Source organism: Rickettsia finnyi (assembly GCF_049668125.1).
Taxonomy (GTDB): domain Bacteria; phylum Pseudomonadota; class Alphaproteobacteria; order Rickettsiales; family Rickettsiaceae; genus Rickettsia; species Rickettsia kotlanii.
In genome coordinates, this window is record NZ_CP187160.1 from 899,572 (window position 1) to 916,527 (window position 16,956).

Genomic DNA, 16,956 nt, shown 5'->3' on the forward strand with positions numbered 1-16,956 from the left:
CATATAAAGCATTATTACAATATTACATATACGCTCTCTACCATGTTAATTAATCATAATCACTTAGATGAAGCTAAAGAATTGCTTACGGCAGCACTTAGCAATATCACTATAGATGATCAAGTCAATGCCAAAGATATGATATAGGTTGGCGTCAGTATAACTTAGGGGTTGTTTATTATAAAACTGGTCAGTTAGAACTTGCTATAAAATATTATAATAGTGCAATAGATAGGTTACCTAAAGAGGAAGAAATCATATATAATTTATGGACAATGCAACAACAAAGGTTTCATAATAATCGTACTGATTCAAAAATTAAATCATCACTAGCTATTACATTATTAGTAATTTTGCCGGTACTATGCAGAAATATTAAAATTTTCTCAAGATAAAAAAAAGCAAGAGCCAGAACTTGAGCCTTATAGTCAAAGGATAGAAGCTTTAAAGAAGGAATTTAATAGAGCACAGCACAAAGCCTTAGATGATCTACTCTTGAAAATGTCATTGTTATCCAAGATAAGATTAGGGGAGCAGATTTTGTGGAAGCTAAAACTTTAGCAAAAATGCTTTATAAAAACAAACAAGCTGCTAACATTAATTGGTCTGGCATAGCTCCATTTTTTAGCTTTCCAGAAGACATTAGAAAAGCGATTTACACTACTAATGCTATTGAATCCACTAACCGTCAAAAAGGAGTGTTTCCAGATGACAAATCGATTCAGAAAATAATATTTTGGCATTGATAAATGCCTCTAAAAAACGGACAATGCCTATTAAAAATTGGGCAGTGGCTTTAAACCAATTTGCTATACTTTGTGATACAAATTTACAAAATTGGGCAAATAGCGAAATCGTACTTACACAATGAATCTGATAGACCCGGAGGAAAGCACCAACATGGTGCCTACCTACCCGCTGTCCAATAAAAAACATGAACCAACCTCTTTACTTATTGCTTTTCAACTTATTTTACTTGATGATATTAATTTCATTGGTTCGGTTTGGTATGGGAATCTTTTTTTCTGATGATTGTTTTGAAATTCATGTATTCCATTCCTATAACCCGAATAATGGATTAAAAAAAGGTTAAGAATCTAGAGTAAGGCAGGTAAAATAATCAAAAAAAGAGCCTGCCAAAGATACCACAAAATTATTCTGTTTTCTTGATGATTATGTAAAAGAGTTTAAAGAAGAATTAAAGAAGCGTAGCTTTGGCCTTGATGAACCTGTTATTCATTCTCTTTCTAAATTCAAATAGCCTGTTTTGATGTAGACATTTTTCTTACCCTATGGTACGTTTCAACAAGCCAATATCAGTGGCTCTGGCTCTCCGCTGCTACCCATAACTAATTGATCTGGTAGAATATGACTCATATAAGCTAGGACACGATAGTCCATATCACCACCTGCACTAATATTTATATCAACATTACTTATATTTAATTCTACTCTTTCTCCTACTGCATCTTGTTGTTTGTTTATGCCATATTTATTGACTAATAATAGTTGTTGTAGTTGTTGTCGCAAAACACTGTTATTAGTCAAGTCCATGATACCTATTGTTAGATCAGTGGTATAATTTACTAGTATTGTTATCTCATCTATTTGATTTTGAGTTACTGTTTTTTGTTGTTGCAACTTAACAGTTAATTGATACAATTCATCTTTTGTATCTTGTATACTATCTTGGTAACTCTTTAAAACTTTATACTTTTTTTGCCATCTAGTACCTAATTTTCCTAATTTAGTCTCGATGTTGTTTAATAATCTGCTGTCAATTTCACCTTGTAGTGCACTTTCAACATAATTTAGTAATTTATGCTTTGGTTTAATATTCTCTTTTTCACTAACACATTGGACAAAAACAGAACTCATCTGAGATTTTATCAATTGTGTCCTCATTTCTATTAATATGCTTTCAAGCTTGTTTAGCCAGTTTGTACATGAACAGATTTGCTTTGAGAATTGCTCTTCATCAGGATCAGGCCCTGTATCTTGATGATAATACCAATTGCTTAGCCGGTTCTCACATTGTCTAATAAAGTATTTTATTGTTCCTATCACTCCATATTTTTTCACGGTAGGTACCAGTTGTGAATGGTGCAAAACATATTGTATAAGTGGTAGTTGCTGTTGTACATAATCATATTGAACAGCAATACTATGAATATTTGGGTTTTCATTAATAGGTTCAGCATTAGCTACTGGTAGAATATTGAAGTTGCCTATCATATTCCAGAATGGATATACCTTCTCTTTAAACCAATTGGTAGTACTGATTATCAAATTCTCATGGTCATTGAAGCTACGACGATGACGTTGATGATCAGCTTCATCACTATTGTTGCCTAAAATATTTTGGATTTTATCAATACTTTCTATTATTCTACTATAATTAAATATCTGACTTATATTATTATATATTTGGGATGCTTCTATGTAGTTATATCCGCGCAATATCAACCTATGCCATGCTTCACATGCTAATACATTGTTACCCATATTTGGTGGTGGTAATACTGCACGATTACAACCAACACAATGTTCATACTCAGCAGTTGTATTTAGAGCTCTTTTTAATTGTAATAATACATCTTTTGTAAATGCACAATGATCAATAAAAGTGACTTGTTCTTCTGGTACATTAAATCCTAATGCCTCATAGGATTTGATTATATTATTTTTACTATTAATCGCTATTATACATTTCAAATGGTGGTATAATATATCACAATTAGGTGATAACAGAGCCTGAATACAAACACTTGGATTATTAGTCATCCATTCAGCCAAACTAATCTTATTTTGCATTATATCTAGCGTAGTATCACCTTTGATCGTATTTGTATTCTTATCCCATTTATTAATTCTTATAGAGTCTAATCCCAAATCAAACTCTATTGTAGAAATTGCATAATCATGATTAATAAACCAATTTTTTATTCTAATAATAGGTTGTTCATCACTATGAACATAAAAGAAATCACTAATAACTAAATCATCAGCAAATCTTGTAACTTTTATCTGCACCAGCTTAATATCTTTAAATATAATAACACCTATCCTTTGTTCATCTACTGGTATGGGAACTAATTTACCATTTTCCATTCTGTGGTTATGTGTTATATTAAATGATCTGCTAAAATCTATTTCATATTCTTGGATAACAACGTTATATGATTCCTGGACTAACTGTTTATAATCTTTAGCCCTGTTGGCACCTCCAATAACATCTAAGGGCTGTGCATTATGATTGTATTGATATATTTTAGTATCATTATACTTAACTTGATTATCAAACAATTGTTTAGCAATAATTACAGGACTGTTACTACTCCTGCTATGCAATATCAGATCCTCTTGTATTCTATAGTATTCTATGTCATCTAATTCGCAGTCAATCACAGCTGTCGTACTTGCTGTAATTACACTAATAAAACTACTTGTACAGCTAGAAAAAGACACAAGCCTCAAATTATTATCAACTCCTTGGAATGGTATATAAGTGTCTCCTTTTTCATCAACGAATATAAGATGTTTATAACTAATATCTTTAAAATAATTATATATAATAACACTATCTACCTTCTCCATATCATCTTTCTTTTTGTGAATTAGTATGTTTAGATCATTACCTGCAGTTTCTAACCAAACATCATCTGTTGATGATAGCACCAATATATCAAATTTCATATCATGTGAACTATTATCAATGATTATTGTACCTACATCTATATTATTAGTAACAATATATACATCACTTTCTTCACCACCTTTAGCAAAGGCAATTTGCTTATCAAAAATAATAATGTCTGCACCCTTAGAACCAAAATGGTAATAGCTTTCTTTGTCTTGTACAACACCATATAGTTCATAATCTTTCTTCTTCTCTGAAACCTTTTCATAATATTTTTTAACTTCTTCAACTGAAAAACCATTCTGACCACTACTACGCTCTTTTGTTATATGTAATTCCAATCTACTAATAATAGTTGTACTTTCTGCTATTTTAGGAATAACAGTACCAGAATTTTTATCTATTAAATTAAAGTTATGAGTTAGATCATCACTGCCTAAATAATTTTTTATACTTAATGTATAAAAAGTATTTGCACCCAATTTAATTTGCAATGATAGAGTATTATTTTCTTTAGAATAAGTTATTTTCTCACAATCTGTTAATAAATTAGTGTCTAGGAAGACAATGGTCCCTGTTCCCTTGATGTCAATTAATGAATTTAAATTTTCTTTCTTAACATCTCTTGTTCTTATATAAAAATGATAAATACCTTCAGTACCTTTTACTTCTGTATATGGCCAAATTACTACTTTCTTACAACCTGTCATGATATCTGGTCTATCATTGCTATATCCCCCATCACCATCTATCAAATCAAATTCCACGGAGGGATAATTATCATCTAACTTACAATCAACATGATCTGCCTTATTTTTTCTCCCATGATATGCAATTTTTATTACATCATGGTAATATGAGCAAAGCGTTATTTTTTTATCATTAATAAATATATTAATTAAATTTATATGCTGCAAAAACAAATGAAGATGTGTTATGCTTTTAATACTAAATTTTACAATATTATAGTCTAACATTGCTGTATTGAATACAGCATTAAATGATTTATTAAGAGAATGAGGTAATGGCCATGTACGAGAAAAAGGGGCGATAAAAGTGATAGAACCTGAAAATTCATTGTCAAGAAAGATAAATTGACTGTGATGACTTAAAACATATATGCTAATAGCACTTTTGCCCAGAAAAAAAATACTAGATAGGGTATTGTGCGTTATTATTTCTCCAGAACTCATCAATTGAGTATTAAAAATTATATACTTGTGATCATGAACTTGATTCCGTCTCGCATTGTGTTCAACAACAAAACCATTGTTACATAGATATATTACATTCGGATCTGACCTTCCAGTACCACGTGCCTCATAGATTTTATGAGACCGCTGAGGCAAACAAGTCATTGTCGCACCTGCAATATGATTAGGTAAAATACGTGATAAATCATGAGAATTATTATGTAACATATTAATAATAGCATAACTTGGTTCAACAGTACTGCTACTATAAGTACATAGTACTGAAGTGATTGGATGTGTGAAGCGCTGCGTGAGGATCTGCAACATTTTGGACCCGTCGAATTTTCTACACAAGTCTTGCCAGTTTTGTATTACTATCTGACCAAATCCACCAGCATAAGCTACTACATTATCAGGCATAGATTGTAAATGATGCCATGATGTGTTCAATATATTATTTACCAATGCTGTTCTTGCTTCTAAATATTGTATATCCATTGGTAAGGGCTGGCCAACAACAGTATGCCAGAATATTCGCCAATTCTCATCATCGGTGGTATCATATTTTGCTTCATACTCTACAATAGCACTAATACCACCATATAGTGCATAAGCAACCATCAATGCTACCCCCACTACTACATTAATTCCAATAGTAGCATTAGCAACTATCAAAGCAATACCAGATACAAATGAAACTCCAGAAAAAATTATAGATGCTGTATAATCTCTTATGTCCTTATTACTACATGCATTATCAGTACCTGCATTATCCTGACATTTCTTAAGTGCTTGGGCTGCCAATCCTATATCAACAATATCAAATACCCCAGTTACAACTCCCGCCGTACCTTTAAAAAACTTAAGCCCATATTTTTCTGATAGAATCTTGAACATAAATTTTGTATTATGACCTAGTATTTTTGGTTTTACTTGACTAAAACTGTTTAATAATCTGACCCCCCACTTAGATTGTTGCTTTACTATAATATTTTCAATTGGTGCTGATGCAAGAGAGTAAGTTAACCCTCCAACACTTAATAAACAATCTTGAACCTCTGTATCACTATCTTTACTTTCCTGACATTGTACAATAGCTCCATGTATACCCATTATTAGCTGAATCTTACCTGCCGCACTAATTAGTGTACTTTTTAATTGATTATTTATTTTTATAGAATGATCCCGAGCAATATTATACATAATACTTTCAAGACGTGCATTTTGACGGTAATTATTATAACCTCCAGCCTCTGTCACCCGATCTAATAAATATTTATAATTACCTATGATGTTATCACTATCCTCAATTTGTCTGATTTTTGCTAATTCCAACAATTGACTGTTTTTTGCTTGATCATTACTATGTTGTAAATATTCTAAGAACTTTTTACTATCGATTTGTAATTCATCTATATTCCTCGTTTTCTTTATACTAAACTCATCTAAGTCCTGTGCACTAAACTTACAAAAACTAATTTCTCTTTTCTTTTTACTATCTGGACAAGAAGACAAACTTCCTTTTAATTTTTTTTGGCTAGGATTAAGCTTAGAATCACTATCTGAATTATACCCACGCTTCTTTTGTTGTACTCCTGATGGACCCGGTTGTGGATTATCTAAATCTTGCAGATTAGGACTAGATTGTAATGAAGGTTGCCTAATAGGACTGTCATCTGAACTGATATGATCAACCATATCACTAAAATCTTTTGCTACTATTATCGAATCTGCACTAGTTGCATCTTTATTAAAACCTAATACAACTCCATGAGCTTGTCTTGCATCAGTAATAGCTTTAAGATATTTTATATAGCCCTTTAATTGTAACTGCTTTTTTATAATTGCTGTCTCTAAAGTACCAAGTCCTAATTCCAAAGCAAGTGGTATATTATCTTTGAATATTAAAGCTAAATCTGCTCTTCCATGACCTAAACTTGTTTCTGTGAGTATTGTTATATCTTGTTCATTAAATTTTTTATTTAAAAATAAACCATGCAAGATAGATTTAAGATCTCTTTCTAAGGCAACAAACTCCTTTAAATTGAACAATTCTTTTTTCAGTTTTTGAAATTCTTCACGTTGAGCTTGCTTATCACCATCATCATGTGGTGGGCTCGACATATGCTCTAAATCTAAACCCTGTAATGCTGGTATTAGATTATTTAGATCAATACTTGATGCAATATCATATTTTGTAATAAATGGCAATATATATGGTGCTGGTGAACTCAATGCTAAAGCTAAATCCTTTACTTTAATATCTAAACAGTAAAAATCTGCACTTCTTATACTTTCAAACACCTTTCCCTTTGGATTAATTGTTATATCAATTCTTTTACCAGAATTAATATTTAACTCTCTTTGAATGTATAAAATTCCATCATTTACTTCCTGTTCTATGGTAATTTGTTTGTATTTTTTTATATTAGCTCTTATTGCTGGTTTCGATGGATCCTTAAGAATAGCTCTCACATATTTAGGTGAAGCTAAATTTTCTTGTTCGATACAAGTTAATATTACTGCTTTTTGATATTGATTCTTGAATACAAACATGCTCACACGCTGACCGTTAGGAAAATCCTTAATAATAAATACATTTTTCTCTACTACATTACTTGATAACAAGTCCCCTAATATTACCTTATCTAGCGGTTCATCACTACGTGTTGAGTCGTATATTGTTTTTAGTTCTTGCTTTATTGTAGTATGGTCTAATGTTGCTTGTCTTGCATCAATCAGCTTTGATATAAAGCTTTGTTCTGGTAAGTCAATTTTTGACTCTTTTGCTTGTACTGTTTCGCCTGTAGCACCAAAATCAGCTCCTACTATTATTACATTTTGAGATTCAGTTCTTCCTACGAACTGGAATGCATAAGCGTTCTCTTCTATTTGCTTTACTGCATCTGTAACAGACATAATACTGTTGCTACCCTTTCTCTGTGCTCCCTTAAACTCAACAATTATTTTAACAGCATTCGGTACATCATTACCATTATTTTTACGTAGCAGAAAATACAAATCTAAAAATCCCCTACCAGCACTCTGTTCAACATAAGTATCTACGCCATATTTTGTATGATAATTTAATATTACTGCTCCATAAGTAAAACCATGATATGCTGCTTCTACCATTCGCAACACGTTCTCCTTATTATTATTGTGGTATGCCTCTTTCAACTTATAAAAAAAACTTTCTACATTAACCGCTGTAATAGTTTTTGGATCAGACATTTCATCTAATATATCATCTAATGTCTTACCTTTACCTTCTGCATTTTTGCCTAGTTGTAAAGGTACAACTTTAACGATCTTTCCCAATACTTGATGCCCTAATTTTTTATTATCTTCTAGTTTAATATCGCTAGTTTTGATGTTTACATGTAGCACTTTAGAGTCAGTAGTTGATAAATTGATAGTAGTGTCTGCAGTCTTTGGGGGCTTCCCCCCAAATTTGGATGCTATTGTGCTAAGTTCATTTGCTGAATACCTTACTCCTTCAGTAATCAACTCATCTTTACTAATAGATATAGATCGTAGTATAACTTCCTCTTTGTTATCAATCTTAACTTTAAAAGCTAGTTTTACAATTTTAGCACCACTAAATGCACCAATGCTAAAACAAATAGCTTTTATATTATGACCTATATCACTATTTTGAATAGTTACGCTAGAACCAAGAAAAAAATGAGTCCAAAAGCTTCTGTGACTAGGCGCTCGCTCATGAGGAGTTCTATCTAGTACTCTTTGAAATTGTTCTATAAACTTATCAGTATCATATAGAAAATTATACGCTAATTCCTGCTTTATTTTGACCTCCTGTTAGTTATTTATAATATTACACTTGTATCTTCAACAGTTCCTGTATGGTTTACTGTTAAATTATCATAGCTATTAATCATATTACAGCATTGATTCTCTACATTTGATAGCAAATCTTGTAAAACATTATTTATATCATTTTCTATATCCTGGCATAGATTATCTTCCTGCCTTTGAACATAATTATCTAATATGGGAAGAATATCTTTAAACCACCAAGAATTTATAAATTTTTCTTTGAATTGAATAATTATTTCTTTAGGTGGGTTAAACCATTTTATAACTTCTCCCCATATTTTACCATCATGATGGTACCGTCCAAAAAGGTAGTTTATATGATCATAAACCATTAATTCTTTTTTAAAGTTACATACCTGTATCTGTAAAGCATTACAACACCAATGAACAAACTCATCTGCTAATTTAAACATACCTTTACATAATAATTCTATGCATACACCTACTGTATCTTTAGTAGGACGTAATATCCATTCTTTAAATTTATTTATTTCTTTTTCATTAGTAAAAAAACACCAATGAACAAACTCCTCTAATGATTGTAATTGGTTGTCTCCTTTTACTAAATTTACTACTAATTTTACTACTTCATAATTGTCATGATCCTGATAAAAGTGCTGTTTAAACTGATCAATTTGTGGCTGACTATTTAAGAAACACCAATTTAAAATCTGCTCTAACAATTGATATTTACCTTCTTCTATTAACTTACAAATTACTTCTGCAAAAGTAAAATGTAATTTAGGAATTCCAGCTTTAAATTGATCAATTATTATTGAAATATTTGAAGAACACCATTTAAAATGATTTTCTAATTCCTCAAAATCTGCTTTGTTACTGGCAACAATAGTTTCTAATATATCTATACAAATTTTACTATATGCTAAATTTTCCTTAAATTCTTTTATTTCTTCCTCAGATTTAAAAGCCCATTGTATAAATTGCTCTACTTTGCCCCATTCCTGATTTTGTATAAAATGTACAGCTATATCACCTCCACTATCTTCAACCAACATCTGCTTAAACATATCTACATCTTTTTCAGACAAGAGAGTATTATTAATAAACATCTCAACTACATCTAATTGATCATTTATGATAAGCCAGTAACATTTATCAATGCTACGAAATGAAAATATCATTGTCTTTTTTTGTATATCATTGATATCAGGTAACATTAACTGGATTACATCTATACTTTTTTTGCAAAGCAACCCCAAGAATATATCCCTACCTCTAGAACCATCTTGAAATTCAAAAATAAATTCTTTTAAATGTTTAGGAGCAGATCGCCATAATTCTTTTAAAATAGCTTGATATCGATTATATTTTTCAACATCTTCATAATGTTGTACCCTGCTACCTTCAATACCTTCTAATACCCTAAGATAATCCAATCCAGACATTATATCCCATATGTGATGTATTGTAGGTAAAAAATAATCTTTCCATAACCAATTATCTAAAAAGGATGATAATATATGACTAGCATTAGCTTTAAATACTTCTTGTTGTTGTTCTGCATTCATTTGTGATAGAAAAAAACACTGAATATCAGTATTACGTATTTTTTTTACTACTGATACTATCTGTCTTGATTTCTCTTCATCACTTAACTTATTAAACATATATTTTATTGCTACTGGATTTTTGCTATCCACTCTATCACATGCTAATACTCGAAATACACACTCGTTTATGCTATAATTAGTTTTATAATTTGCATTATAATAACTAACCCTTTGGTTTAATTTAGTAAAATCTCCTGTTAGATGAGCAGTCCAAAAATATACCATTGTTTGTCTATCAAAACACCATAAGTCTAGTACAGTATCAACAACCCTTGGTATGATAATTGCTATATCGTCTTCAAAACAATATGTACACGCTAAATGATATTTGTTATTGTCAGATAATTGCTCCTTAGCGAGTAACGTTTTAGCTGTCTCCTTATAATCTATTATTCCTCTTGATGTCCAAACCAAGCTATCTAAGTAATTTACTGCTATATGTTGCGTATCTTGATAACGATAATTATTACAAAAAACACGACTATCTTGGTATTCCATCCAATCAAATATTTCCTGCCCTATAGGATTAATAATATCTGATAAGATTTTCCTGATAACATCGAATTCAGATAACTCTAATACCATATCTAATATCTTATTTTTAACTCCTTGGCATAATTTATTCATATCTCTAGAATAGTTATATCCTTCAGATAATGTAGATAATTTTATTATTGCATCCTGAATATCTACTCGACTCCATAATGTAATTACTATCTTAACAGCTGATATATGTTCAAGAGATGGCATTAAGTAATATCTAATTACATTTTCTTTCAAAGGCTCTTCTACAGCAATCTTTGCTCTCTTTAAAAAGTTACTGCTGCACATTTCATTGTTAGCTAATTTTCTCTTATTCATTTTATTATCCTGATTATTTCCCTACTCTTTAACATTCTCCCATTCTTTATAAGTATTGACAAGGTAAAATTATCATATATCGGTATTCATTAATACGAATTAGGAGTGAGCCCCAAATATTGCATGAGGTCAGTTTTAATATATTCTATCATTACTTGACCGTGTTAAATAACCTATTAGGGTATCAGATGCTATGGAATTACTCCACTTTTTAATGTCCCCCTACGGGGATAGAAAATCCCTCGCCTTCAGGCGAATGGAAGATATAATGAAGTTGCTTTAGCAACGAATTTATAAAAAGATATGAGAAGTTATAAAAAAAATAGTCATAGCCAGTATGATTTAAAAGTACATATTATAGCTTAATGTGATAAGGTAGTGACTTTTAATATTTTTTAAGTTAAGCTGCATAGAAAACGCAATGGCAAGAGCATATTCATACGATTTAAGAATACGAGTAATAAAGAGTTTAACAGAGGGTAAAACAATAAAGGAGGTTGCTAATCTATTTGCTATTAGTAGAAAAACTATAATAGAGTGAAAGAAATTGAAGAAACGCACGGGTGATGTAAAAGCTAGAAGTGGTTATCATACAGGACATCGCAGGATAATAAGAGATATAGAGGGATTCAAGAAATTTATAGAATTAAATTGTGATAAAACGACCATGGAGTTGGCAAATATTTGGGTTCACAAAGTATCTGCAGCAAACATGTTCACTGTTACCACAACTTTACCTTCTTTAGTAAATTTAATAGCGTTATCTATTAACTGCTCTAATATTACTCTTATTCGATAAGTATCACTAATTATGGCATTTGTTAAATCATACTGAAAATTACAAGATAAATTTAATCCCTTACGTTGAGCTATTGGCATCGCTTTATCAATAATCTTATTTACCAACTGTTTTGGATCAAACTTATTTAAAACTATAGGAGGTAATCCAGAATTATTCTGTAGATAACTAAGTATATTGTTATAATAATCCAGTAGTTCTTCAGCACAACTTACCACACTAGCTAAATAACCCTTTTTTTCAGGATTATATTTCATAAAGAGCTGTTACTAATGAAAAAATCCCGTTACATGGAATCTTTAATCCATGTACTATATTTTGCATCACATCTCTTTTAAATAACTCAGATTCTTTCAATTTATTATTTGCTTCTTGTAATTCTAATTTATTTAATTATATCAGTATAATTTGTGATCGTCGAGTTAATGATATTCTCGTCTTGCTGATATGGTATTAATGTGACAGATATAGGAGATAATTGAAGATTCCAATTTGTTTTAGTAAGATTAGTAATATTATGATTATCTTTTGGTTGATTTTGGTTATTAATTGTCATAGCATTTCCTTGCTGTTAAAGTTAAGAAAACAGCTCAGAGGTTAAAGTGCTAAAATTTTGTAGTTTTAATTTAACCTCTGAACCAGAGTTGCACCACGGCTACTCTTAACAAGGACAGATATCACCACAATTTTACGAAGTACAGAAGATTTAAGAGCTTTTGTGACAGATTTTTATACAATTGGGCAAACAGCTGCACAAATGAGACAGACTTAAAATATAATATTTGTTAGCCATATTCTTTATCAATTATACATAGATAAAAATAACACTAAGTGATACTATAATAAATACTAAAATCCCTTTGATTATGCTGTTTTTCTCGCCTTTAAGCCTATTTTCTGATATAATGTTTAGTAGAAAATAAAGATAAATAACAAATTATGTCAGTAAAGAACTTAGATAAACCACAACCATTCTTGCAATGGGTGGGTGGTAAAAGAAAAATCGTTGATCAATTAGTTAAATTTATTCCTAAAAAACTAAACAACTACTATGAACCATTTCTTGGTGGTGGTGCTTTATTCTTTCATGTACGAGATAAATTTAAACAATGCTATTTATCTGATATTAACCTTGAGCTAGTCACGTCCTATAACGCAGTTAAGACAAATCCTGATGCAGTTAGTAAATTACTAGACTCACATAAAGTAAAACACTCTAAAGAGCATTATTATCAAGTGAGAGCTAATAATGATAGTAGTGATCCAATAAAAATTACTGCAAGATTTATTTATCTTAATAGATATTCATTTAAAGGTATTTACCGGATTAATATTGATGGCAAACCAGCTCAAACTTTCTCTGGTAGAAATTATAGTAAATCTGATATTGCATCTAGACTAAAGCAATGTAGCAGCTTACTTACTGGTACATATATTTGTGCTATAGATTTCTCTTTCATTGAACCACAACAAAATGATTTTGTTTATTTTGATCCTCCTTATCATAAATCAGGTGAGAAATTCTATACTAGATTGCCTTTTGATAAAAATGAACAAACTAGACTTAGAGATTTTGCTCTAGAACTCAACAATAAAGGTGTTAAAATCATGCTTTCTAATAGCAATACTCCATTTATTAGAAACTTATACAAGAATTTCAATATTAATATCATTAAAGTTAAATATTCTATGCCTGAACGTAATAAAATGTCTGATGAGGTAATAATAACCAATTATTAAAGAGCGATTAAAGCATTCAATTGACACAGTTCAATCACCTATGCCTTATTCTTTCCTGTATCACAGATTGTAGTTGTTTTAAAATTTCGTTAATTCAAAAGTAAAACCTTGGGTCTTAAAAGCCTTATCGAGATCCTGCATATAATTATTTCTTATATAGTAATCATAAAAAGATGATGTAGATTTAAGAATTATTTTTTTGTTATATGTATCTTCTTCTGCCACTACTAATTTACTTAATACATTTAAATCAATATATGTTATAATGCTGGATAAGAAATTTTCGTGCCCTATACCATACTGTATCAGGATTTAATTGTTTACTGAGCTGCAATAGATAATTTTGTTTTTCATCTTCGGTATTATTCTGCTTCGCTTCAAGCTCAGAAAATGGTATGATTTGTAACTTCCCAATACTATGGCCATATATCACTTGTACTTGTTGTAGTATTTTATCTTGTGCATTTTCTGAAAGCGTAATATTTTTAAGCAGTTTTATTTGATACTGATTATTTACTACCCCAATAAATAAGCAGGAGCTTAGTAATTCATAAGCTGAATCAGGATCAAAACTACCAATGATTTTACGTTTTAACTGAGATTGTTTGCTAGTGTCAAGGCTGCTTTCTATCTTATCTAGATATCGGTCTTTAGCTTTGTTTACATCGCTAGATTTAAACTGAAACTTCTCACAATTAGTTTGAGTAGCTTCTCTCAGTTCATGAGCTAAAGCTTTAGCCATGTAATTTAAAAACACTTTTTTATGACCAAAATGATGTTCTGGGTATTGTTCTGCTAATTTCAATAAGATCTTGTTAATAAAAGTAAGATTAAATTCTCGATTTGATTTTATCTGTAATAAATCAGCCTCTTCTTGGGTTAATGGATGGAAATCTGTTAATTTTTTCCTTTTGAACCAGCCCCTATGATTAATGGTATTAATTGCTGCATTATTACTACTTGATTCCGTAGAATTATATTTTTTAGAGATTTTATCCATAACTGCTTGTAGTGCAGTGTTAATTTGCGTACTACCTGGTATGCTATCAGTGCTAGATACACTGATATTATCGCCTTGTTGTTCATCGTGTACTGGTTTTATGCTATTAAATTGTGAATTTGCTTCAAGTTTTTGTTGTTGTAACTGATTTTTTGCTAATTTCACACAGGGAGTATTACGACATTTGATACCATATTTAATAATGGTTGAGGTAGAAAGATTGATGAACCCGGATTGTTCTAGTTCGAGTAGACATTGTCTTACTCTTCGTTGACAAACCCTTAAGTGTTGTTCAAAGAAATGATAGTTTCCTGAAGTTCGTCGATACTATCGTTATAGTAGATTTGCAAGCGGAAGACTATTAGAGATAGTAGTTGCCTTGCAGTTTTACTTAATGTTTTACCATTATGAGATGAGAGATTACTCCATTCAGGTGGAATAAAATTACCAACAAAATTGTAGAAAATAGTGGGATTTTTATCACCGTCATCATGGATTACACAATCAGGAGTGAAATGTGAGCAGCATATAGTGTGCATAAGACCTCAACTTAAACATCAGTTTAGAAGAGGCAATCAAGGGAATAATAACACCATTTTTAAAAATGCGAGGAGCATATAGTGAGCATACGGAGTATGAAGCTAAAATTAGTAGATTATGAAAACCCTGGAGTTAAGGTGGTGGGCGATAGAGGGCTCGAACCTCTGACCTTTACGATGTCAATGTAACGGTTCGTTTTACCTTACTTTTTGCCTTTTTCTTATAAACCAATTTATACCTCACAACTCTTTATATGTTAAGGGTTTTTTCTTACTACCAATACTATGCTTTAACTTTAGTAGAGTTGCAATAATTTGTCAATCTTTAAAAAATATTAGAAATTTTAAAATAGGATATGGATATAATGAGCATATAGCGAGTCAAATTTTATGATCAATTTTTACCTTGCAATTTACTTGGACCTTTTGAATTTATGAATCAATAATTACAATTATTAGTTGTTTATATTGTAAAAGTAATAATCAAGTTCATTGTAATTATATTTGATATAGAATTTGCTATTACAATTAAAACATACTACAGTTTTAAATATATATTTCGGTTAAGCTATGGTAGGTAATATTATGCCAGTTAAATCATTACTTTTTACTAAAGAAATGCTTCAAGAAATAAAAGCTCCAGAAGCAAAGCGAGATATATATAAAGATACCAAAGAAAAAGGATTATTGCTAATCGTCTCATACGGTGGTAGTAAAATATTTTATTTAGGAGTGGTACTTAGTAAAAAGTATCATAGAATCAAAATAGGAGTATTTCCCTATCTATCTATTATTGATGCAAGACTCAAAGCATCTGAGTTAAAAGGGAAAATTGCTCAAGGATATAATCCTATAGAAGAAAAAGCTAGATTATCTAAAGAGCCTACCTTTAAAGAGTTTTATGATAGATACCTTGATGAATACAGTAAAATTAATAATAAAAGATGGAAAGATTATGCTGCTTCTGTAGATAGATATGCAAAACATTTATATAATAGAAAAATATCAACCATTCAAAAAGCAGATATTCAAGAATTATTTAATAAATTGACGAAAACTGGTAAATATGGAGCTAATAGATTTCTTGAAGTTTTAAGTCCTGTATTTAGTAAAGCAATAGAATGGGAATTATTAACAGTAAATCCAGTTATTGGCATAAAGAAGCACAAGGAACAATCTAGAGATCGATATTTAACTAGGGAAGAAATACCACGATTTTTTACAGCAATATCAGAAGAGCAAAACCAGGTAATGAAGGACTTTTTCTTAATAGCTTTGTATACATCAGTTCGTAAGGATAATGTACTTACTATGCGTTGGGAACAGATTAGTTTTGCTGATAAACAGTTATATCTTCCAGATACTAAGAATGGTGATCCTCACCGTTTACCTTTATTAGATCAGGCAGTAGAAATATTAAAAGCCAGGAAAGAGCAATCTGATAGCATTTGGGTATTTCCAAGTGAGACAAGCAGTAGTGGTCATTTGCAAGAACCAAAGAAAGCATGGAAGAGGATTTGTAAAAAGGCAGGAATAGAAAATTTAAGAATCCATGATTTAAGAAGAACAATACCAAGCTGGATGGCAATGACCGGAGCAAATCAATATGTAATAGGACAGCTTCTAAATCATAGAGATCCAAGATCAACGGCAGTTTATACTAGACTTGCCACTGATACTGCTCGAGAATATATGCAAAGAGCCATTAATGAAATGATCTCTACAGTTCAACAGTAATAAATATAGTAAAACTTATATAGCTAGGAGGGTACA

At 30.7% G+C, this 16,956-nt stretch carries 9 protein-coding genes and 1 pseudogene; 5 read left to right on the forward strand and 5 right to left on the reverse strand.

Annotated features, from left to right (window positions below; all coding sequences use genetic code 11):
• Positions 1 to 143 precede the first annotated feature (143 nt).
• Both ACPKKV_RS04960 and ACPKKV_RS04965 read left to right on the forward strand, forming a co-directional pair.
• The gene (locus ACPKKV_RS04960) at positions 144 to 395 is read left to right on the forward strand and encodes a tetratricopeptide repeat protein (RefSeq protein ID WP_392506844.1); all 252 of its coding nucleotides are present in this window, start codon (positions 144 to 146) and stop codon (positions 393 to 395) included.
• Positions 396 to 542: 147 nt separating this feature from the next.
• On the forward strand, positions 543 to 746 hold the full coding sequence (locus ACPKKV_RS04965) for a transposase (protein ID WP_392506539.1): 204 nt from the start codon (positions 543 to 545) through the stop codon (positions 744 to 746).
• 556 nt (positions 747 to 1,302) lie between these two features.
• On the opposite strand, the gene ACPKKV_RS04970 is transcribed toward ACPKKV_RS04965, so the two are convergent.
• Together ACPKKV_RS04970 and ACPKKV_RS04975 are read right to left on the reverse strand one after the other, a co-directional pair.
• The gene (locus ACPKKV_RS04970; protein ID WP_392506541.1) at positions 1,303 to 8,343 is read right to left on the reverse strand and encodes a hypothetical protein; all 7,041 of its coding nucleotides are present in this window, start codon (positions 8,341 to 8,343) and stop codon (positions 1,303 to 1,305) included.
• Positions 8,344 to 8,663: 320 nt separating this feature from the next.
• On the reverse strand, positions 8,664 to 11,105 hold the full coding sequence (locus tag ACPKKV_RS04975) for a hypothetical protein (protein WP_392506543.1): 2,442 nt from the start codon (positions 11,103 to 11,105) through the stop codon (positions 8,664 to 8,666).
• A 421-nt stretch (positions 11,106 to 11,526) separates the two neighbouring features.
• Between ACPKKV_RS04975 and ACPKKV_RS04980 the strand changes: the two genes are divergently transcribed.
• Positions 11,527 to 11,646: a helix-turn-helix domain-containing protein gene (locus ACPKKV_RS04980; RefSeq protein WP_392506545.1), complete on the forward strand. Its 120-nt coding sequence runs from the start codon at positions 11,527 to 11,529 to the stop codon at positions 11,644 to 11,646.
• A gap of 149 nt (positions 11,647 to 11,795) precedes the next feature.
• Here ACPKKV_RS04980 and ACPKKV_RS04985 read toward each other — a convergent pair whose 3' ends face one another.
• Positions 11,796 to 12,122 carry a sensor histidine kinase gene (locus ACPKKV_RS04985; RefSeq protein WP_424492211.1) on the reverse strand — a complete coding sequence of 109 codons (327 nt, stop codon included), beginning with the start codon at positions 12,120 to 12,122 and terminating at the stop codon, positions 11,796 to 11,798.
• A gap of 167 nt (positions 12,123 to 12,289) precedes the next feature.
• The gene (locus ACPKKV_RS04990) at positions 12,290 to 12,460 is read right to left on the reverse strand and encodes a hypothetical protein (protein WP_392506549.1); all 171 of its coding nucleotides are present in this window, start codon (positions 12,458 to 12,460) and stop codon (positions 12,290 to 12,292) included.
• Between the two features lie 383 nt (positions 12,461 to 12,843).
• Between ACPKKV_RS04990 and ACPKKV_RS04995 the strand changes: the two genes are divergently transcribed.
• On the forward strand, positions 12,844 to 13,644 hold the full coding sequence (locus ACPKKV_RS04995) for a DNA adenine methylase (RefSeq protein WP_392506550.1): 801 nt from the start codon (positions 12,844 to 12,846) through the stop codon (positions 13,642 to 13,644).
• 78 nt (positions 13,645 to 13,722) lie between these two features.
• Here ACPKKV_RS04995 and ACPKKV_RS05000 read toward each other — a convergent pair.
• Positions 13,723 to 15,183: pseudogene (locus ACPKKV_RS05000) on the reverse strand (hypothetical protein).
• 570 nt (positions 15,184 to 15,753) lie between these two features.
• Between ACPKKV_RS05000 and ACPKKV_RS05005 the strand changes: the two are divergent.
• A complete protein-coding gene (locus ACPKKV_RS05005) occupies positions 15,754 to 16,920 on the forward strand; it encodes a tyrosine-type recombinase/integrase (protein ID WP_008579904.1) in 1,167 nt (388 codons plus the stop codon).
• The last annotated feature ends 36 nt before the right edge of the window (positions 16,921 to 16,956 follow it).

Coding starts and splice junctions, on each gene's coding strand:
- ACPKKV_RS04975 (WP_392506543.1), bottom strand. CDS start 11,105: ATGAATAAGAGAAAATTAGCTAACAATGAAATGTGCAGCAGTAACTTT.
- ACPKKV_RS04980 (WP_392506545.1), top strand. CDS start 11,527: ATGGCAAGAGCATATTCATACGATTTAAGAATACGAGTAATAAAGAGT.
- ACPKKV_RS04990 (WP_392506549.1), bottom strand. CDS start 12,460: ATGACAATTAATAACCAAAATCAACCAAAAGATAATCATAATATTACT.
- ACPKKV_RS04995 (WP_392506550.1), top strand. CDS start 12,844: ATGTCAGTAAAGAACTTAGATAAACCACAACCATTCTTGCAATGGGTG.
- ACPKKV_RS05005 (WP_008579904.1), top strand. CDS start 15,754: ATGGTAGGTAATATTATGCCAGTTAAATCATTACTTTTTACTAAAGAA.